The organism is Labrenzia sp. ATLA3, from assembly GCF_057180185.1.
Map to the genome: position 1 here is coordinate 139,910 of NZ_JBXUKV010000001.1, position 18,202 is coordinate 158,111.

Below are 18,202 nucleotides of genomic sequence, written 5' to 3' on the forward strand. Positions count from 1 at the left end.
CCAGTCTACCTAAAGGATCGCGTACAGAAGAGCTGGATCACTCGCTTCATGGAGATCTTGGAATGGTTCGCGTTTTGGATGCGGTAGTCCGATAAAAAGGCGTTCACGGACGCCTCATACATAGCTTAGGTCAAGAAACATCAGACCAATCGCTCTCAAACGTTTCGAAAGCCCATCGCATGAAAAAACGGCACAAACACTATCTAATGGGGTTTTTGCTCGGCTTTCTTGCTGCAACCTGCCTAATGGTTCACGCCATTTACACCCGCGATCTCGAACCGAATTTCACCCGGCTTTTCGTCTTCCCGGTTTTGATGGGGGTGCTAATTGCCCTCGCCGCCTGGCATTCGAAAGCATGGGATCTCAGAAGCCGGCGCCTGCGCGAGGAATTCAGAAGGCGCGGCTGGAACTTGACCGCTTATCGGATCACAGCTCTTGCTCTTGCTGTGCTCCTCGCATGCGCCCTGACAATCGGTGATTTTTGAAATCGCTAACGGTCACCAAGTCCCGAAATAGTCCCGAACTTGATCTATTGAATGTCTCTGTGAGGAAATTTTCATGAAGTTTGTCAGGGATTTATGGATTTGGGCAGAAAAACTCCCAAACCAGATGCGCTACCAGGCTGCGCTATACCCCGATCCGTTGATTTTTGCGGGTGTATCTCCAAGGGCCGCATTCGTCAAGGGAGAAGCATCAGCTTATACGGATGATTGTGGACAGGCTAAACTTGCAGGCAAGGGCTAGCCCGACATTTTGGCCTGAATTCCGCTTGGTTCAATCCAGCCCCAGTGACGGGCTAATGACGGCGTCTCCGGCAGAAATCTCAAGTTTTTCTGCCAGACCAGCGTTGATCTCGAACACGAATTTCGCCGGGCCAAGCGAGGGGATGACATCTTCGGAGAACGGTGTCGTATTGTCCGCAATGCTGACAATAGCCCCTGAAGCGTCGATGAAAATGATGTCGAGCGGAAGCGGTGTGTTTTTCATCCAGAAATAGCGGTCCCCCTCCCCTTCGAACAGAAACAGCATGCCTCGTTGTTCCGGCATTTCTTTCCGGAACATCAAGCCTTTTGAGCGCTGTTTGTCCGTCGACGCGACTTCGGCCTCGAATCTGTGTTCCTTGTCACCGGACTGGATGACAAGATCTTCTACCGGCAAGTCCAGTTGCGGTTCCTGTGCCATCGCGGGGCCTGCCGAGCCCGGCAGGGCAATCCAAAGCGTTGCAGCAAAAATCGAGAGGAACAGAAAGAGAGGACGCATTCTGGAAACTTCCTGAAAGACCCGGCCGGACCGGATTGAATGTCTGGCAGTCAATGGTCGGCATTCAATACCATTTCCCGCCGGTCGAAACTGATCGTCTCAAGGTCGACAAACAAAAAGGCCGGATCATGTCCGGCCGAGTCGATGTGCAGAATGACGGAAACAAGCAATCAGTGGGAGGCGGGAATATGCGTGCCAGTACCCATCGGCCGGATTTCGGCGGCCATACGCCCTTTAGGGCCTTCACCGAAGCGCACCAGAACATCCTGACCGGGGCGCAATTCGGTGATGCCGAACCGGCGCAGGGTTTCCATGTGAATGAAAATGTCTTCCGATCCCTCACCCTGCGTCAGAAACCCGAATCCTTTTACACGGTTGAACCACTTCACGGTCGCCTTCTCGAAGCCGCCTTCCGGAACAACCTGAACATGGGTGCGCGATGGGGGGAGCTGCGAGGGGTGAGTCGCCGTGCTTTCGTCCATCGACAGAATGCGAAAGGCCTGAAGCCCACGAGGCCGGTCGAGCACTTCACACACAACGCGCGCGCCTTCATAAGCAGTTTGGTACCCGTCCCGTCGGAGGCAGGTGACGTGCAGAAGGATATCGCCATCGCCGCCGTCCGGCACGATGAAGCCATAACCTTTTCCGACGTCGAACCACTTAATCGTTCCGGCAATCTCAAGTACATCGACGGCAACATCGTCCGTCAATGTTTCGAGTGCGCGGGCTTCCCGTGCGGTTTTGACCCCCATAGCCTTTTGTCCCGTCTCTGGTCCGCATTATAAAGCTGAAGGCAAATTCGACTCACCAGCCAGCTGATTCCTAACAAAAGGATAACATTGCGCTTTCTTGCGAGAAGGAAAATTGTCGGACTAACCACAGACCATTTACGGAAATCAGTCCCTTTATTCGCCGAAATCAGCAAATGTTTGCGCCAAGGGCGTTCGAACGACTGTTGATGCATAGGAATCCAGGGGCGTCTCCTGACCATTGAGAATCACCAGTTCGGCGCCAGCACGCACCGCGATGGCTGGCAATTGCGCGGCCGGGTGTACCACCAGTGAAGACCCAAGGACCAGAAACAGGTCGCAGTCTGCCGCGGCTTCAGCAGCACGCTGAAGCTCAAGTTCCGGCATCTGCTGGCCGAAACTGATAACCGCTGCCTTCAACAATCCGTCACATCGAGAACATCTCGGACTTCTCCCGGTCTCGACAGCCGGCTTCTGCGCTTCCAGGTCGGCCCGGGCGCCGCAGGACAGACAGGTCGCATAGGTGGAGTTGCCATGTATCTCGACAAGTAAATCTTCCGGAAACCCGGCACGCTGGTGCAGTCCATCGACATTCTGCGTAATGAGGCAGGTGAGCTTTCCTGCGCGCGCCAGATTTGTGAGCGCCAGGTGTGCCGCATTCGGCTCTGCCCTCTCAAAATAATCCATCATTTCGAAGCGTCTGTCCCAGTCTTCCAGACGGCTGTTCTCGTCATCGACGAAGTCCTGGTATTGAACAGGCTGGCGTTGGGACCATATCCCGCCGGGTGAACGGAAATCCGGAATTCCGGATTCCGTCGATATTCCCGCCCCGGTCAGGGCAACGATCCGCCGGTAGGAACCGACTTTGAACTGTGCCACAAAGCGTTGAGCTTCGGGCAAGGTGTCAATGCAATTCATCGGCTGGTCCGGTGCCCGTTGGGAAAAAACCTCGGATGAGGAAAAGGATAGGACATGCGTTATTTGCACACGATGGTCCGCGTGACCAACATTGAAGACTCTCTCGATTTTTATTGCAACAAGATGGGCATGACGGAGATCCGCCGTCATGAAAGCGAAAAAGGAAGATTCACCCTGATCTTTCTCGCTGGGGCCGACGACGTCGAAGCCGGCAAGGCCAATTCAGCGCCGCTGCTTGAGCTGACTTACAACTGGGATCCTGAAACCTATTCGGGCGGACGCAACTTCGGCCACCTCGCTTATGAAGTCGATAACATCTACGATTTCTGCGAGAACCTTCAGAAACAGGGCGTCACCATCAACCGGCCTCCGCGCGATGGCCGCATGGCCTTCGTCCGTTCGCCGGACAACATTTCCTTCGAGCTGCTCCAAAAGGGTGAAGCGCTTGAAATCAAAGAACCCTGGGCCTCCATGCCCAACACCGGCGAATGGTAAATTCGATCAGTTTTCAACAGGTGCAGGCCCGGGTTTCCGGGCTTGCAAAAAATTGTCGTAAAGGCTCTTGCGGGCTGATCCAATCCCGCCTATAAGCCTCCCCACGACGCAGCCGCGTCGACCGCGCGCCCATCGTCTAGCGGTCTAGGACGCCGCCCTTTCACGGCGGAAACACGGGTTCGAGTCCCGTTGGGCGTGCCAATTTCTTCCCTTTCGGCTTAGAAGCAGGCACATGACATTCAGCACATGCTGGATGTCAAACGGCACCTGGCGAAATGTAGCTGCCCTCGATTTCCTGCGCAGGCTCGTTCTTTCGAAACAAGGTCCGGCCTGGAAATTCCTTCTTGTAGAATGCTTCAATGTCCATCGCCGACGGGCCGGCATATTCAACGCGCCCGCTCGGGAAGAAAATATCCAGATCGTCGTCCTTGTGCTCCGTTGCGTAGGTTTCCTGCGATCCATGCAGGACCATCGCGGTTCCCAGACGACTGTTGACGAAATTCTGCACGTCAAAAAACTTCGGCGAGCGCGTATGTTTGGCGCCCAGGCGGTCTTCCCTCACACGCACGATCAGGTGCGGGGCATCCATATCGACGATACCGTAGAGATCAAAGTCTCCATGCACACATTTCGCCGCGGTGATCAGTGAACTGGATGTGAATTTCACACAGGCGAAATACGGGTCTTCCGGGTTCCGCTCGACGAAATAAAGTCCGCCACGGGGAACGTATGTCATCGCTTTTTGTTGTTCAAACGTGGCCATTTCCGGTCGCAACTGTTTTTTGAAGTCGTTGCAGGCCTCGATCACATTCGCGTATTTGCCTGGTTTGAAGGCCTTTTCGCCGGCAAGTTTTGGGTCGACCACCAGTCCGGCAAAACTTTTGCGCCGAGCCTCCGCACACGTGCTTTCTCTCGGCCGGATGTCATAGTCCGCTGTTTTGGCCTTGCAATCCAGACGCTTTGGCGTGGCGTGGGATTCCCCGATATGCTGCAGGGATGCAGTGTTGGTCCGCCGCACGAGGATGGCAACGTTGTAGAGCCGGGCCGCAGACTGGAAGACGCCTATATGTTTGGTTTCAAGATGTTTGAGGATATCTGCTCTTCCGGCCATCAGTCGTTCCTCCGCCGCTTGCAAACTCCATGAGTATGCCGAACTGCAATTTGCAGGGAATGCAGATTACCAGTTCGGCGTGCCACCGGAGTGACTGACGTCACAAACCTGATTTTGATGATCGAAAGGAGTTGCTTTTCACATCACGCGGAGTCTAAAGACCGGCGTTGACCACTTTCCCTAAGGTATTTTTGATGCGATGCAAGTATGGTGACAACCCACCGTTGAAAAGTGGCTTTTTTAGGAATTATATGGCTATTATACGAGCCTGATTTTAATGAAGCCATGACCGGGGCATTCCGGACTTGCTTCAACTGTTGCAGGACAGCTTTCTCGTTTTGACGTTCCTGTGACGCTTATTACAGAACTATGGGGCCATCCGGGGTACCTGTTCCTCTCAAGAGGACAAAAAACCTCGTGTAAAGATCGGTGCAACCGACAGGCAACCTTGATCTACGAGAGGACAGGACATGTTCAAACGATTGATCGCCGTGCTGACGATAATTCTCGCAGGGACGGCTCCGGCATTGGCCAAGCGCGTTGCCCTCGTACTCGGCAACGGCGCTTACGAGCACACAGTACAACTTCCAAATCCGGCGAACGATGCCGAACAGATGGCCGCAAAACTCAGGTCTCTCGGCTTCGATGTCGTTGCCGGTCAGGACCAGACTTACGGTGAAATGCGCAGATCCGTCATGGATTTTGCGAAAAAGGCCTATGGCGCTGATATCGCCATTCTGTTCTACGCCGGGCACGGCCTGCAAGTCGCCGGTCAGAACCATCTGGTACCAATCGACGCAACGATTGAGGATGAAACCTCACTCGACTTTGAAACGATCACAGTCGATTTCATCATGCGTCAGATGTCCAAGGACGTGAAGGTTCAGATGGTGTTCCTGGATGCCTGCCGGGACAACCCGCTGGCACGCACACTCGCACGCCGCATGGGCCCGAGCCGCTCCGGCAGCGTGGGGGCAGGACTTGCTGAAATCAAAATTCAGGAAACCGGTGGCGAAGGTTCCGTGATCGCATTCGCGACGAGCCCGGGCGATGTCGCTCTGGACGGCGATGGTGCGAATTCGCCCTTCACTTCCGCCCTGATCAGGCACATCGACACACCAAACGCGTCTATCCAGACCGTCATGACCCGCGTCACCGGCGAAGTCTATGAAGAGACGGAAAAAAAGCAGCGCCCGTGGGTGAATGCCTCGTTGATCGGAGAAGTGTTCCTGAACAAGCAGGAAGCTCCTGCTGCGACGACGACCGTCGCATCGCTCGGCAACACTGCAACTGCCACTCCCCAGCAGCCGGCCGTCAACAATGCCGTCAGCACCTCCCCCAGCCAGTCCGCGATAGCCTGGGAACGTGAAAAGCTGATCTGGGAAACAGCCAAATCGAGCAACACTGTTGCCGATTACAAGGCTTACCTGGACGCCTATCCTTCTGGTCTGTTCGCGGATTTCGCGCGCAATTCCATCAAACGGCTTGAAGCCGGCAATCAGGTCGCTTCGGTCAACCCGACCGTCGTCCCGGGTGCAACAACTGCTCCTGCAGCAAGCACTGCCGGCGTCACAGCAACCCTGCCTGATCCGCAAAAGGCTGTTGCGGGCACTCAGGCAACTGAAGCGTCTCTCGGCTGGAACCGGACAGCGCGCCGCGAAGTTCAGACCCGCCTGAACCTGGCTGGTCAGAATGTTGGCCGCCCGGATGGTGCCTTCGGTCCAAAGACCCGCGCCGGTGTAATTGCCTGGCAGACTGCAAACGGTATCGTTGCCACCGGTTACTTCACAGCCGCTCAATATGCCTTGCTGACCACCCAGACAGCAACGCAATATTCGGCGTACCTGGCTGAAGTGAACCGGAAGAAGCAGGCTGCCGCAAGCGCTTCACGCAGTGCGACCTCCACCCGCCGCACGAACAACACCACGACCCGCCGTGCGAACACCAACAATAACAACGGTGGTAGCTTCAACCCGGCTGGTGCTGCCTTCATTGGTGGTGTTGTGGGTGGCATCATCGGCGGCGCTATTGGCCGCTGATCGTACACCACATCACCATCTGCAAAATCAGAACGGCCCGGTCTCAAAGACCGGGCCGTTTTGTTTGTTGGTGCGAGACATCGCATATTCTGCGTTTTTCGGATGTGAGCGGAAACACGCACCTTTTCAGTTCAGATGCAGACGAACACTTGTCAGTTTTGAGCTTCGGGCCTCGTCCAGGATCCGAACAACCTGCTGGAAATCCATCCCCCTGTCCGGCAAGAGCACCGCATCCCTTGCACCAGCGTCTGCCAGCCGGTTCAATTCCTTCGCCAGATCCGTTAGAGCCAGATCACGGCCGTTGACCGTGAGTGCAATTGCCTCGGCGCCGGGTCTTGTCTTCATCACGATCAAAACGGCAGCCACGCTTGCGGGCCTTTGTTCCTCAGTCCCTCCGGCCGGAGCGCCGCCCCCAAGAACCACATCCAGTGGACGCCAGACGCCGAAGGTGGATGACAGCAGAAAGAACATGATCAGGATAAAAATGACATCAATCAGAGGGGTCAGTGGAATGCGTTTCCGTCTCACGAGCGGTGTTTCAATGGAAATCATGGATCACGCAATTCCGGAGCTGCTGGTCTTTCAACACATCGAGTTTCACCCGAATACTTCGTCAACTCAATCGTCTTTCCTAAATTGACCAGGGACGTGCAATTCCTTAGCGTATTTTGCAGGTTGGCAAACTGGAAACACGCCCATGACAATTGACCGCGACAGCGGCAAACTCCTCGCAAGACGCCTGACAGGCACCCGCAGATTGTTTTTGTGGGGCGCGGCGGCACTGGCTGGCATTTTGTCGACCTCTAGCGCGCACGCGGGTCTGCGCGTGTGTAACGGCTCTGTCGATCTTGTGAATGTTGCACTCGGCTATGAGACCGATGAAGGCATGCGCACGGAAGGCTGGTGGACCATTACCGCCAATGCCTGCAGCCAGGTGCTGCAGGAGCCGCTCAAGAAAGCTCGCTACTATCTGCATGTGGCGGATGGTTTCGGTGAAAGCCGGCTTGGGGGCGATATTACGCTGTGCATTCGCGAGGAAAAATTCGTTCTTTATGATGGCGACCAGTGCTGGCAACGCGGCCTGATCGAGGCAGACTTCTTTCAGGTTGAAACCGAAGGAAAACAGGATTGGACGGTTCTTTTGTCCTATGACTAAGGTCGGCGACCACGATCCCATTCCATCATTCATTGACGCATAATCGGGGGAACAAGATGCGGACATTTGTTCAGCGAGCCATTTTAGGGATTGCGATTGCGGTCTTCGCCGCGCCAGTGCAGGCGCAGCAAGTCACGGGCAAGATCAGCCTGGAGCTCAATCAGTTGCAGCCAACAGCAGACGGCGGCTGCCGCCTGTCAATCATCGCAACCAATGGACTTGAACGCCCCATGGACAAGCTCGGTCTGGAAATGGTCGCGTTCAACAAAGAAGGTCTCGTTGATCAGTTTCTGCGGCTTCAGTTCTCCCGCATTTCCGCTGGAAAAACCAAGGTCCTCCAATTCGACCTGGCCGGAAAGGCATGTGACAGTCTTTCCAGGCTTCATATCAACGATGTCAAGAATTGTGTGCCGCCCAGCATCACCGATGTCTATTGCCCGGATCTGCTTGACCTGAGCAATCGCACCCCCATCGAATTCGGCGACTGACCCTTCCCTTCAACACCTGATGGAGCGTCTTGCGCATGGTCGAGACATCTTCCTCCCTTCTGGAACTTGGCGGGCCGGTCGTGCTCATCCTGCTTGCAATCTCCATTGCCGCAGTCGCTGTCATCCTTGCGAAAGCCGTCCAGTTTTCGACAGCCCGTGTGGGCCGACACGGACTTGTCCGGCAAGCGGTTTCGCAATGGCGAAGCGGCGAACGCGCCAAAGCCTCGCAGAACCTTCTGAAGGACCGGTCTCTGTCTGGTGCCCTGGTACGCAGTGCAATGGACGCCATCCAGATGCTGGATCAGCAAGCTCTGGCTTCCCAGGTGCGGGACATCAGGGAGGAACGTCTGCGCGAGGAAATCTCGGCACGGGCAGCGGATCGGTTGTTCGGGCTCGCCAGTTGGCTGAAAGCGCTTGATCTGGTGACGCAAATTTCGCCCTTGCTCGGCCTGTTCGGTACCGTCCTCGGGATGATCGAGACGTTTCAGACCCTTCAGGAATCGGGAGCCTCCGCCAACCCTGCAACACTTGCCGGCGGTATCTGGGTAGCGCTTCTGACAACAGCCTGCGGCCTTGCGGTTGCCATGCCCGTTTCCATTGCAGTCACCTGGTTTGAAACAAGACTGGAAAAGGAACGCGCTGCTCTGGAGGTTCTCCTGACCGGTGTTTTCACAGCCGGGGCGTCAACTTCCCAAACTTCAGCGTGACACCTTGAACGCGGTCAGCGAGTAGACGCCCGGCTCTGCCAGTATCTTAGCGACCCGTTCTGCCGGAAGCCGTCCGAAACGGGCTGGTTGACGGTTAGCGGGTCTGTTCCAAATGGCCAGTACAAGCGCAGTCTCATCAGTTTCGTCACTGGCTGTCATAGTGACCGGCACTCTGAAACGCCAGCCGCCTGCCGTTTGGCTGTTCGATGCGGGAAGCAGAAACTCCCGGCCATCGTGTATCTGTCCGGTATTGTCGATCAGATAAAGCTCGGGTGGTCCCTTCCCGCTGAGATCCAGTCCGGACTGCTCCGCACTTGCGATCCGCTCCAGCGGAAGATCACGCTGGATCACGCCCGATACCTGCGTTCCGCTGCGAACCACTGTGCGATCGAGATCGACAAGCCCTGCAGTCTCGATCCCTTCGGACATGCCGAGGGCATTCAGCAAGGCACATTGCTTACGCGTCACCAGCCTGACCTCGATCTTCGCTTCAAAGCCCTGTTCGTCCTTGAACCGCTGATCGAAGATCGCGAAAGGTGCGATGCCCGCACCAAAGGCCGTGACTTCCGCGCTGTCTGGCCCCGCCGAAAGAACGGACATGTGCGTACAGTCGCCGAATGCGTAGCTGGTGACATAGTCCGTCACCTTTGCCAGCGGATCGATGGAGGCAACGGCGACAGGCGCGACGTTTTCCGTTGGCTCACCTTGAGGCTGAGTTGCCGGAACTGTTGAGGAAACAGGTGCGCTGGGGGCTATCTCCGGCGTTTCCGTTTCGGTCGGCTGGAGAGCAGCAATCTGCTGTTCGGCCGGCAACACCGCCTCGACCTCTGCCGTAACCACCGGATCCACAGGAACGACGGTGTGCGGTGTGACATTGATGCCACCGCCTTCCGGCGCTTGAGTTTGCGGTACAAAAACCTCTGGCAAGGCTGCGCTGCTTGCTGTTTCGCCAGGTAGCTGATCGAGTGCGAGGGGGGCCAGAATCGGGCTGTCCTTATCGGCCGAAGTGACGGTAGCTGGCGTTCCTGCTGGAACAACCTCACCAATTTCCGTAACGACGGACGCTGATGGAACCACTTGGACAGAAGAAGGAACTCGAACACTGGTTACTGGAACGTCCGGTTGCACCATGAAGTTTGATTCGTTTGGCGTTACCGAAACCACAGCTTCAGGAACAGGTGGGACCGCGACGACAGCAGGAGCTACTTCCGGAACGGTTGATGGCTGCAGGATTTCACCTTGCTCCAGCAATGCTGCCGAGACCGTTTCAGGGTTGGCCGGTGCAACGTCTTCAGCTTCAATAATGGGTGAATTGCTGGTAACCGCTTGTTCTACAACGTTGACTGGAGATGGTTCAATCAGGGAAGTCTCCTGACTTTCCATCAAGACCGGCTCTGCCGTCACCGGCCCCACGACAGCTGTGTTGCCGGAACCAGGAACTGTTTCCACCAGGGTGTCCGTCGGAACCATCAGGGGAGTTTCCGGCTCAAGCGGGCGCGCTATTTCCCCTTCAATACTTGAAAGTTCTTCAAACGGCAGACCGCCACTTTCCAGAATCACTTCGGTCTCGACCGGCGGCAAAGGGTCTTCCTCTACCCAAGGCACAGCCGGCAAACCATAGACCAGAGCTGAAAGGTGCAAAGCTGCTGAAACACCCAGAACAGCCGGCCAGACATATCCCGGAATATCCCATTGCCGGTCCTCCTGGTTGTAGGCCGCCACCGTCAAGGTGCACCTGCCTCAACGGTCATCAGTGTCAGTCGCTTTACGCCGCCAGCCTTCAACCGGTCGGCAAGATCCGAAACAGCCTCCATGCGGGTCCGCCTGTCGACCTGAACCACCATGCGGCTTTTGTCAGATTGCCGGTCTTCCAGATATGAGCCGAGGCCGTCTTCGGAGAGAATGTCACCATCGAGCCAGACAGTCCCTTCCCTGTCCAGAACAAGACTTCCCTCCAACTTGCCGCTGCCGTCGTCTTGCTGCGTTTCAGCCCAGTCGAACCCCTCCGGCAATGGTGGCCGAAGCGTTCCGGAGACCAGCAGAAAAAGCAGCAGCAAGAACACCACGTTGATCAGCGCGAGCGAGCTGTCCGCCCTGCGATGCGGTTTCAACTCCTGCAAGTGGATCGGTTTGGTGTAGCGTTTCATGCTTGGCCAGAAGGTCCGCTGCGCCAGGGTCTTTCCCGGTCAGGGTACCACTTTGACCGTGGTTGCTGTCGCCCGCAAGACCGGAACATCCTGCATCAGCTTTTCGAAATAGTCCTGTGGGTCTTTTTCTCGTCGTTCGGCAAGCATTTTGGAAATGTCCGTCCCGACCATCGCAATGATCAAACCGGTTTCTTCCGTAGACGTTTTCAACGTCAGAGGTACAACGAAGCCCGCTCCACGGTCTTCCATCTGGAGATATGGCGACAGGTTGACCGCTTCACCCTTGCTGTTGACGAAAATCAACCCCAGCCCGCCTGTCGATGGGTCATAGCCGGAAATACGTCCTGCCATGTTGCTGCCATTTGGGACAACCGTCCGCTGCATATCGAGATGCAATTCGGTGTTCACGCTCCCCTGAGGTGTTCCCCTCAGAAACGCAATCGCCGGACATTGGGCATCGCTGACCAGATTGACCTGGATCTTCGCTTCAAACCCTTGGGACTGCGTAAAGTCGCTATCGAAACTGATGAAAGGCGGCGTTCTCGAGGCGAACCCCTCGATCCTTGCAGTTCGGTTGGCGATCTCAATCGGCTGCAAGTACATGCAGTCGCCAGCCTGATAGCTGCCAATGAAGTTCCGGATGCGCGTTTCGGGACTTACGTCTTCGGTAGCCTGCTGCGTGTTGGTAGCCACCGGTGGCCTAACGGTTTCAGTCGGTTTGGGTTTGGTCTCGACTGGCGCCTGTGCAGGCTTGGTCGGAATTTCCGGCACGGTTGTGCTTGGCGACGTCGATGGCTTTTGAGTTTCCGGCGTTTGCCCTGAAGATGGCTGCACCGAAGGTGTTTGCGTTTTAGGCGGTTGCTGTGTCGTCTGTTGTTGAGACGCCTGTTGCTGGGGTGCTGGCGTCTGAGCTGGAGGTTTCAGATTTGTCTGCTGCGTGGGCGCGTCAGGCGCATTCGGTCGCGGCGAGGCAACGAGGACGGGTTTCTGGTCCTGCTCAGGCACCGATTGCCCGACAAGGAAATAGACGCCGCCAGCACCGACACCCGCGAACCCAAGAAGGGACAAAGCGACCAGAATGCGTTTGCCCCAGTTTGCCTGAGGCGGTGGCTGATCAAGTGACGATTGCTCCGGTGGCGGAGCGGAGGACGGCCGAATTATCGTGCGGTCCTGATCCTGCCGCCCCATGGGGGCACCCAGGGTCCAGTCCGCAATTTCCTTCATGCTGGCCGGGCGGTTCGCGGGATCGGGCTGCAGCATCGCTTCCAGCAAAGGGCGAAAACGATTGTCGATTCCCTCCAACGGCGGTGTCTGGCGTCGCTTGTCGACGATCTGCACCTGCGTGCCACCCATGTCGATCTGCTTGCCGGTGAGCGCTTCCGCTATGACGAGCCCCAGCGAATAGATATCGCTGCGCGGGGTGACCTTGGCGTCAAAGATACCGACCTGTTCAGGCGAGACGTAGTTCACCTTTCCAGCAAATCCGTCACCGATGATCGTTGGGCCGCCCGTATTGGCTCGGGAGATACCAAAATCGATGATCTTGGCCTGGGCGACATCTCCGTTTTGCAGGATCACGTTGTCCGGCGAAAGGTCCCGATGGATCACCTCCCGATCGTGAACAGCCTGCAAGGCTTCGGCAAGCCGCTTGATCAGCCGGAAGACGGCTTCCGGCTCCAGCGGGCCGGCTTCAAGACGAGTGCTCAGTGACGGGCCGCTGACAAATTCCATTGCAAGGTAGTAGATGCCGAGCGTCGGCTCCTTTGCAAAGACGTAGTATTGCGTCAGTGCATCATGCTTGAGTTTGCGAAGGATCTTGGCTTCCCGTTTGAACAGATCAAGGATCATCGGGTCGCGTGAGAAACTTGCCAGAAGGACCTTGATGGCGACCGGGTCGCCGCTTTCCACGTCCTTCGCCTTATAAACCGTCCCGATACCGCCATCGGCAAGATGTTCTTCAATCTCATAGAGATTGTTGAGCCGGGTTCCGGCGGGCAACAGGTGGTCACCAACGGTCATCAGTTGCGAACTCCTTCGCGCGCAGACATTGCATCGATATCGACAATCACAACGGTCACGTTGTCCGACCCACCCTCTTCAAGAGCACCGTTGATAAGGCTTTGTGCCGTAGCCTTGGGTGCACCGTTCATCAAAAAAGTACCGATTACATTATCGTCCAGGTGACCCGTCAGGCCATCGGAACACAAAAGAAATCGATCGCCTTGGCGCAAATTTCCCGACACGAGTTCAAGCTCAAGCTCTATCCCGGATCCGATTGCACGCGTAATGACATGCCTGCGTGCGAAGGTCCTGGCCTCTTCAGGTGTCAGAACGTTCTGATCCACAAGTTCCTGAGCCTCTGTATGGTCTGTCGTCAACTGTTCAAGACGACCGTTGCGCAATCGGTAGACGCGGCTATCACCTGCCCACAGGCAGGCAAAGTTCGACCCGGAAATCAAAAGCGCCGCGATCGTCGTGCCCATGGCAGCCCCGTTCGCTTTGGCGGCCGCGTGTTCAATCCGCTCCTTCGCAGTAATCAACCTGCTTTCGAATTGTTCCAATAGCTCTTCCGCGCTGCGGGGTTGCGCTATGCTGGTAAGGGCCTCCCTGACGAGACCGGACGCCATTGCACCGTTGTGCATACCGCCTGCCCCATCCATCACCGCGAAAATACCTTTGCCTTCGTCCACGTAAAACGTGTCCTCATTTTGCTGCCGAACCCGCCCAACGTGAGTCAGTCCAATCGCAAAACCACGCATGGAAGCGTCCATTTGCTCGATCATGTTCGATGATCCTCCGGAAGAAGTCGCCCATGACTATTCCCCACCACTTTTTCTGCAGTTTCCGTGTCGGCAAAAGCCTCCGGCAGCAGCAGCCATCTAAAGGCGCCTGCATCCGGCAGGCCGGCACACGAAAACTCAAATCCCGCGTCGCCTGCCTGGCACCAGAATTCGGACCGTACAGCCTCCGATCCAGGCATCGGTCGCAGTTCGGCCTCGCGGCCTTTCACGCTGCGGACCTCTCCTACGTGCGGCAATTCCAGGTGAGCGACTGCCTGCTGAAAATCTTCCAGACTCGCCTCTTCCCGCAGCGTGGCACGCAAGATCTCTTCGGCACGGTCGTACCAGTCCTCCGCGGGCCGACTGTTTTGCTTGGTCGGTTCAATGCTGCTGACCAGTGTCAACGGAAATGTCCGGCCAACCTTGTCGACACTCGGCATCAGAGCACCTGCGACAGGCTGAGCAAACGCTTCACCTTCTTCGCGGGGCTTCAGCCAGAAGCGCCACACCGGCATGGTCATGAAAGCCTCCTCCCACCCCTCACCCAGATCCTGACGAGACCGTGCAAGTCCTGCCATCAGAAAAGCCTCCCAGCTTTTCAGAAACCCGGCGGGGCACTGCCCCGTTACGAAATCCGCACGTGCCGGCAACTTGCCGAAATAGCCGGCCCCCATTCTAGAAACTCGTGGGGCAGCTAAAGTCCCCCACTGCCGACAGGAAGAACGGGTTCGGTTTCGTTCTCAACGTCACCGTGAAGGCAACCTGTCTGCCGCCAAGCGTCTCACGAACAACAAACTTATTCTGACCGGAACTGACCCTGTTATCGCGGACGAAGCGGTAAAAGGCCCAGTCGCCATGGATTTCTCGGCGTGACCGGTAGCCCGGAACTTCCGGCTGGATCACCAGGACCACACGTGGTGTTGCGGTGTTGCTGGGCCAGTCGAAGTTGGCCGGCAGCGGTTCGATTTCCGCATTGAAACCGGGGCCACGCGTCACCAGCACAAGATTGCCATTTACCTCCAGGCTGGCAGCGTCAGCCTGCTGCGACAGAGCCCGGGGAACCACCTGAAGTCCAACGGAGGGGAACGCATTGCCTGTCGGGAAGAAGGCCTGTTTGATCAGGTCCGCCCGTTCGAACTGCCTGAGCGTTGCATTCGACAGGCGGTCCGCCTGCGAGACTTCCGGTTTCCAGTTCCACGGTCGCGTCGAGGTATCGACAAGGGGCTTCAGGTTCTCGTCGAAAAACCGCTGCATGATGCCGGTGGGAGCAAACAGCTTCGCGAACTCCGTCATCGGCACTTCGGAACGACCGTTTTCAAACGGATAGTTCCGGGCGACGATCCTGCGGCATTCACCAACAACCTGGGTACTCAGCTTTTCGTTCAACTGCGTGATCGAGGTTTCCTTGTATTCCTCGTCAAATTCCTTCGCGGCCTGAATGATCAGCTTGTCAAAAGGCGGCGGGAAACGCGTGGCGTTGCTTCTCAGAAGAGACGCCTGGATCTGTACGTTGGAATTTGCGGTTTCACTTTGCAGCGGGTTGTTGGCCACGATCAGAAGGTTGTCGAGGATGTTCTTGAAGTTCAGCAGCAAGGCATCGATCTTGCGGCTGTTCTCCCCCTCCACCAGCACATGATAGGGCCGGAAATGATCTTCGATTGCCTTGCCTGGAATGATGGCCGGACCACCGCTGCCTGTGGCCGCACCAAGCGCACCGGACAAACCTCCCGGAGCGATTGCCTGAAGTCCGGCTTCAAGGCCGATACGCTTCAACCCGCCCGACGAATCCAACACGTAGCGCTGGAATATTTTTTGCGCAGCGTCAGTGCCAGCATTCTGCGCACTGCTACCTGACAGGTTTGCGGCAAGGCCTTCGCTGGAGATGTCTTGTGTCAGAAGGGTCTCGCGCCGAATGCTTTCCAGAAGCTGCACGACGGGTGACGTGGGCGCCGACACGGCCTGAAGCGTCGTATAAAGCGGCTTGTCGTTGCGCATCGACTTGAACTTCAGGTTACTGAGCGCCTCTTCCCAGGCTTCGATGAAATCCTGGGTGTAGAGAGCCAGAATCTCACCGGGGAGCGACTGGTATTGATCGGAAAAGGCATCGGCTTCACCCACGTCGCCAAACACCCATTTGTCACGCTCCAGTTCCTCACGGATACCGGCAAGGTTGGGCAGCACCGAAAGATGGAAACCCGGGTAGGTGAAGAACTTGTCGACCGAGACCGTATCCAGCGTGTCGCCATTTACGGTTTCGAAAACGGTCTCCATGTCGGACCCGCCACGCTGTTCCGAGATCCAGTCCTCACTGGCCAACCCCTTGGCGCGTGACTTGAGTAGCGCGTAGCCCCGTTCTGCAAGGCTGACGCGACCAAGTTCCCGCTGCACTTCGGCAACAAGAATGCCGTCAAGCTGATCGGTGAGGACGTTGCCGCCAAAGTCGAGATCCAACATCGCCGCGACATGGGTGTTAAGTTCATTCCGCAGGAGCTCGCCCTGCGGGCCTGGAAAGCTCTGCAGGAAGTCGGCGCGGAACGAATTCTTGATCTGTTCCTTGTCGATCTCCGGCGCGTCGCCCGCGACCATGCGATAGAGCTTCGCAAGACTGTAGAGCGTGTCGACATCCTGCCCACCCGGCCCAGTGCGGTTGTCGAGCACCTCGGTCATCTGCTTTTCGATTCTCAAAAGCAATCGTGGCCGCAAAAGCCGTTCCAGACCACTGCGGTAGGAGGTCACTCCGGCCGCTTCCAGACGATCACGCTGGCTCAGACCAAACTGCTCCATGATGGGCGTGGGTGTGTCACGGGTGTCGTAGCCGGCAGGCAAGTCACGCAACATGGACAGGATGTAGGCTGTATCCGCCAGATTGTCGTCACGCACCACTCGCTCCGCGAGAACGGTTTCACCGTTCACGCGCACCGTGTCCACGGCCTTGGCGGTTTCGTCGATCAACGCCTTGTTGTTGAGATAACTGATACCCCACAAGCTGCCGAGGCCCAGGGTTACAAGGGCAATGGCCGCATAAGCCGCAATGCGGGATGCTGTCGCCATTCGCACGGCCTGACGGTTGTGCGTCACCCAGCCCGCTTCCCCGATAATCACTTTCGAAAGCAGATCACGCAGGAAGTAGCTCTTGCCCTGACCGGACAGGGCGGCTGCCTGATAGGCTGTGCCAAAGGCCTGGCTCATGGAGCCAATCACGCGGTCGATGGCGGTGCCCTTCTGGGTGCCGGAGGTAAAATAGAAACCACGCAGGACGGCATTCGGATAATACCGGCTCGGTTCGAAAATGGCATTGAGGAACCCGGTCAAACGGTCCTTGAGCGCCGCGACCTGTGTCGGGAAACCGTAAAGCATCAAGCGGGCGCGCGGATCCGGTTCTTCCTGAAGACGGTCCGCCATTTCCTCGTTGAGGCGTTCCACCAGAAGGTCGAACTCCGCTGGGGCTTCCGATACCATGTTCTTGGTTTTTTCGCGCGTCTGGAAGGTCGCACCCCAGACCAGATTGCGGCGGGTTTCCGGATAGGAACCGAAAAACTCCATGAAGCCTGCAACCGTGTCGGCCTTGGTGAAGATCACGTAGACCGGAAAATCGACTTTCAAGGTCTTGTAGAGTTCGATCAACCGGGTCCGGATGGCATCGGAATGCTGCTTCAGTTCATCGTCCGACAGCGTCATCAGGTCTTCAAGGCTGATCGACACCATGACGCCATTGATCGGCTGCCGCGGCCGGGCCTTACGCAGGATATTGAGGAAGCCGAGCCAGGCCTCGCGGTCATGTTCTTCGTCGGAATCCTGTGTCGTGTAACGCCCTGCCGTGTCGATCAGTACAGCGGTTTCAGCGAACCACCAATCGCAATACCGGGTGCCTCCAAGGCCCTCCAGTTTCTGGGCCTCCCCCTTGGCGCGCGAGCCTGCGAATTTCAAACCTGAATGCATGAGGGCCGTGGTCTTGCCGGCGCCCGGAGGGCCGATCATCAGGTACCAGGGCAGGTCATAGAGATAGGTGCGGCCGTTTCCACTCGAACTCTTGAGTGTCTTCAGAGCATCCTTCATCCGCTCCGACATGATCTGCAGGTCGGCGTCGCTTGCCTTGGGCTGCAGGATCTCGCGTTCAAGCTCCCGATTTGCCTTGATGCGTTTGTAGATCCGGTAGCCAGTCCAACCGCCGATTGTCAGCAGAACAAGAGCGATCAGCGACAACCTTACCCAGAGAGGTTCAAAGGGCCTCACACCGGCAATCGACAGGAACGGCCCGCCAAACCAGATCAGACCGATCAGAGCGAGTATGCCGATAACGATTGCCGTTATTCCGAGCCAGAATTTCATAAATACAGCCTTGTTCTGCGGTT

Annotated in this window: 18 protein-coding genes and 1 tRNA gene; 8 read left to right on the plus strand and 11 right to left on the minus strand. The window is 56.8% G+C overall.

The features are described from left to right. Positions 1–179: 179 nt before the first annotated feature. Together AC2A6O_RS00670 and AC2A6O_RS00675 are read left to right on the plus strand one after the other, a co-directional pair. Complete coding sequence (locus AC2A6O_RS00670; RefSeq protein WP_498925344.1) at positions 180–485, plus strand: hypothetical protein; 306 nt, start codon at positions 180–182, stop codon at positions 483–485. A gap of 73 nt (positions 486–558) precedes the next feature. Beyond that, positions 559–744 carry a hypothetical protein gene (locus AC2A6O_RS00675; protein ID WP_498925345.1) on the plus strand — a complete coding sequence of 62 codons (186 nt, stop codon included), beginning with the start codon at positions 559–561 and terminating at the stop codon, positions 742–744. 30 nt (positions 745–774) lie between these two features. Here the strand turns inward: AC2A6O_RS00675 and AC2A6O_RS00680 are convergent, their stop codons facing one another. From AC2A6O_RS00680 to AC2A6O_RS00690, 3 genes are all read right to left on the minus strand, one after another. Continuing rightward, the gene (locus tag AC2A6O_RS00680) at positions 775–1,260 is read right to left on the minus strand and encodes a DUF192 domain-containing protein (protein WP_498925346.1); all 486 of its coding nucleotides are present in this window, start codon (positions 1,258–1,260) and stop codon (positions 775–777) included. A 170-nt stretch (positions 1,261–1,430) separates the two neighbouring features. Further along, complete coding sequence (locus tag AC2A6O_RS00685; RefSeq protein ID WP_498925347.1) at positions 1,431–2,012, minus strand: cold-shock protein; 582 nt, start codon at positions 2,010–2,012, stop codon at positions 1,431–1,433. 153 nt (positions 2,013–2,165) lie between these two features. Continuing rightward, the gene (locus AC2A6O_RS00690) at positions 2,166–2,927 is read right to left on the minus strand and encodes an SIR2 family NAD-dependent protein deacylase (RefSeq protein WP_498925348.1); all 762 of its coding nucleotides are present in this window, start codon (positions 2,925–2,927) and stop codon (positions 2,166–2,168) included. A gap of 54 nt (positions 2,928–2,981) precedes the next feature. On the opposite strand from AC2A6O_RS00690, the gene AC2A6O_RS00695 reads away from it, so the two are divergent. Continuing rightward, positions 2,982–3,422 (plus strand): VOC family protein, encoded by a 441-nt coding sequence (locus AC2A6O_RS00695; RefSeq protein WP_148587064.1) that lies wholly within the window; start codon positions 2,982–2,984, stop codon positions 3,420–3,422. A 125-nt stretch (positions 3,423–3,547) separates the two neighbouring features. Then, positions 3,548–3,623: transfer RNA gene (locus AC2A6O_RS00700), tRNA-Glu, on the plus strand. A gap of 55 nt (positions 3,624–3,678) precedes the next feature. Here AC2A6O_RS00700 and AC2A6O_RS00705 read toward each other — a convergent pair. Then, entirely contained in the window at positions 3,679–4,533 is an 855-nt protein-coding gene (locus AC2A6O_RS00705) for a hypothetical protein (protein WP_498925349.1), read from the minus strand. Positions 4,534–5,003: 470 nt separating this feature from the next. Here AC2A6O_RS00705 and AC2A6O_RS00710 point away from each other — a divergent pair, with 470 nt between their 5' ends. Next, the gene (locus AC2A6O_RS00710; protein WP_148587066.1) at positions 5,004–6,572 is read left to right on the plus strand and encodes a caspase family protein; all 1,569 of its coding nucleotides are present in this window, start codon (positions 5,004–5,006) and stop codon (positions 6,570–6,572) included. 126 nt (positions 6,573–6,698) lie between these two features. On the opposite strand, the gene AC2A6O_RS00715 is transcribed toward AC2A6O_RS00710, so the two are convergent. Continuing rightward, positions 6,699–7,124 (minus strand): ExbD/TolR family protein, encoded by a 426-nt coding sequence (locus AC2A6O_RS00715; RefSeq protein WP_498925350.1) that lies wholly within the window; start codon positions 7,122–7,124, stop codon positions 6,699–6,701. Between the two features lie 145 nt (positions 7,125–7,269). Here AC2A6O_RS00715 and AC2A6O_RS00720 point away from each other — a divergent pair, with 145 nt between their 5' ends. From AC2A6O_RS00720 to AC2A6O_RS00730, 3 genes are read left to right on the plus strand one after another with little or no spacing between them, the layout of a single operon-like run. Continuing rightward, complete coding sequence (locus tag AC2A6O_RS00720) at positions 7,270–7,728, plus strand: DUF1036 domain-containing protein (RefSeq protein ID WP_498925351.1); 459 nt, start codon at positions 7,270–7,272, stop codon at positions 7,726–7,728. Positions 7,729–7,784: 56 nt separating this feature from the next. Next, entirely contained in the window at positions 7,785–8,216 is a 432-nt protein-coding gene (locus tag AC2A6O_RS00725; RefSeq protein WP_498925352.1) for a hypothetical protein, read from the plus strand. 35 nt (positions 8,217–8,251) lie between these two features. Continuing rightward, positions 8,252–8,923, plus strand: a complete 672-nt coding sequence (locus tag AC2A6O_RS00730; RefSeq protein WP_498925353.1) for a MotA/TolQ/ExbB proton channel family protein — start codon at positions 8,252–8,254, stop codon at positions 8,921–8,923. Here AC2A6O_RS00730 and AC2A6O_RS00735 read toward each other — a convergent pair. From AC2A6O_RS00735 to tssM, 6 genes are read right to left on the minus strand one after another with little or no spacing between them, the layout of a single operon-like run. Continuing rightward, positions 8,915–10,645: a hypothetical protein gene (locus tag AC2A6O_RS00735; RefSeq protein ID WP_498925354.1), complete on the minus strand. Its 1,731-nt coding sequence runs from the start codon at positions 10,643–10,645 to the stop codon at positions 8,915–8,917. The genes AC2A6O_RS00730 and AC2A6O_RS00735 overlap by 9 nt on opposite strands. Positions 10,646–10,647: 2 nt before the next feature. Beyond that, complete coding sequence (locus AC2A6O_RS00740) at positions 10,648–11,070, minus strand: ExbD/TolR family protein (RefSeq protein WP_498925355.1); 423 nt, start codon at positions 11,068–11,070, stop codon at positions 10,648–10,650. A 39-nt stretch (positions 11,071–11,109) separates the two neighbouring features. Next, complete coding sequence (locus AC2A6O_RS00745; protein ID WP_498925356.1) at positions 11,110–13,089, minus strand: serine/threonine protein kinase; 1,980 nt, start codon at positions 13,087–13,089, stop codon at positions 11,110–11,112. Continuing rightward, entirely contained in the window at positions 13,089–13,853 is a 765-nt protein-coding gene (locus AC2A6O_RS00750; RefSeq protein WP_498925357.1) for a PP2C family protein-serine/threonine phosphatase, read from the minus strand. The genes AC2A6O_RS00745 and AC2A6O_RS00750 overlap by 1 nt, the downstream gene beginning before the upstream one ends. Next, the gene (tagF, locus tag AC2A6O_RS00755) at positions 13,850–14,524 is read right to left on the minus strand and encodes a type VI secretion system-associated protein TagF (protein ID WP_498925358.1); all 675 of its coding nucleotides are present in this window, start codon (positions 14,522–14,524) and stop codon (positions 13,850–13,852) included. The genes AC2A6O_RS00750 and tagF overlap by 4 nt, the downstream gene beginning before the upstream one ends. Before the next feature lies 1 nt (position 14,525). Continuing rightward, entirely contained in the window at positions 14,526–18,179 is a 3,654-nt protein-coding gene (gene tssM / locus AC2A6O_RS00760; protein ID WP_498925360.1) for a type VI secretion system membrane subunit TssM, read from the minus strand. Between the last annotated feature and the right edge of the window lie 23 nt (positions 18,180–18,202).

Excerpts from the sequence above, each read along its gene's own strand:
- AC2A6O_RS00675 (WP_498925345.1), top strand. The coding sequence starts at position 559 with ATGAAGTTTGTCAGGGATTTATGGATTTGGGCAGAAAAACTCCCAAAC.
- AC2A6O_RS00730 (WP_498925353.1), top strand. The coding sequence starts at position 8,252 with ATGGTCGAGACATCTTCCTCCCTTCTGGAACTTGGCGGGCCGGTCGTG.
- AC2A6O_RS00740 (WP_498925355.1), bottom strand. The coding sequence starts at position 11,070 with ATGAAACGCTACACCAAACCGATCCACTTGCAGGAGTTGAAACCGCAT.
- AC2A6O_RS00710 (WP_148587066.1), top strand. The coding sequence starts at position 5,004 with ATGTTCAAACGATTGATCGCCGTGCTGACGATAATTCTCGCAGGGACG.
- AC2A6O_RS00715 (WP_498925350.1), bottom strand. The coding sequence starts at position 7,124 with ATGATTTCCATTGAAACACCGCTCGTGAGACGGAAACGCATTCCACTG.
- tagF (WP_498925358.1), bottom strand. The coding sequence starts at position 14,524 with ATGGGGGCCGGCTATTTCGGCAAGTTGCCGGCACGTGCGGATTTCGTA.
- AC2A6O_RS00705 (WP_498925349.1), bottom strand. The coding sequence starts at position 4,533 with ATGGCCGGAAGAGCAGATATCCTCAAACATCTTGAAACCAAACATATA.
- AC2A6O_RS00750 (WP_498925357.1), bottom strand. The coding sequence starts at position 13,853 with ATGATCGAGCAAATGGACGCTTCCATGCGTGGTTTTGCGATTGGACTG.
- AC2A6O_RS00670 (WP_498925344.1), top strand. The coding sequence starts at position 180 with ATGAAAAAACGGCACAAACACTATCTAATGGGGTTTTTGCTCGGCTTT.
- AC2A6O_RS00695 (WP_148587064.1), top strand. The coding sequence starts at position 2,982 with ATGCGTTATTTGCACACGATGGTCCGCGTGACCAACATTGAAGACTCT.
- AC2A6O_RS00745 (WP_498925356.1), bottom strand. The coding sequence starts at position 13,089 with ATGACCGTTGGTGACCACCTGTTGCCCGCCGGAACCCGGCTCAACAAT.
- tssM (WP_498925360.1), bottom strand. The coding sequence starts at position 18,179 with ATGAAATTCTGGCTCGGAATAACGGCAATCGTTATCGGCATACTCGCT.
- AC2A6O_RS00685 (WP_498925347.1), bottom strand. The coding sequence starts at position 2,012 with ATGGGGGTCAAAACCGCACGGGAAGCCCGCGCACTCGAAACATTGACG.
- AC2A6O_RS00725 (WP_498925352.1), top strand. The coding sequence starts at position 7,785 with ATGCGGACATTTGTTCAGCGAGCCATTTTAGGGATTGCGATTGCGGTC.
- AC2A6O_RS00680 (WP_498925346.1), bottom strand. The coding sequence starts at position 1,260 with ATGCGTCCTCTCTTTCTGTTCCTCTCGATTTTTGCTGCAACGCTTTGG.
- AC2A6O_RS00720 (WP_498925351.1), top strand. The coding sequence starts at position 7,270 with ATGACAATTGACCGCGACAGCGGCAAACTCCTCGCAAGACGCCTGACA.
- AC2A6O_RS00690 (WP_498925348.1), bottom strand. The coding sequence starts at position 2,927 with ATGAATTGCATTGACACCTTGCCCGAAGCTCAACGCTTTGTGGCACAG.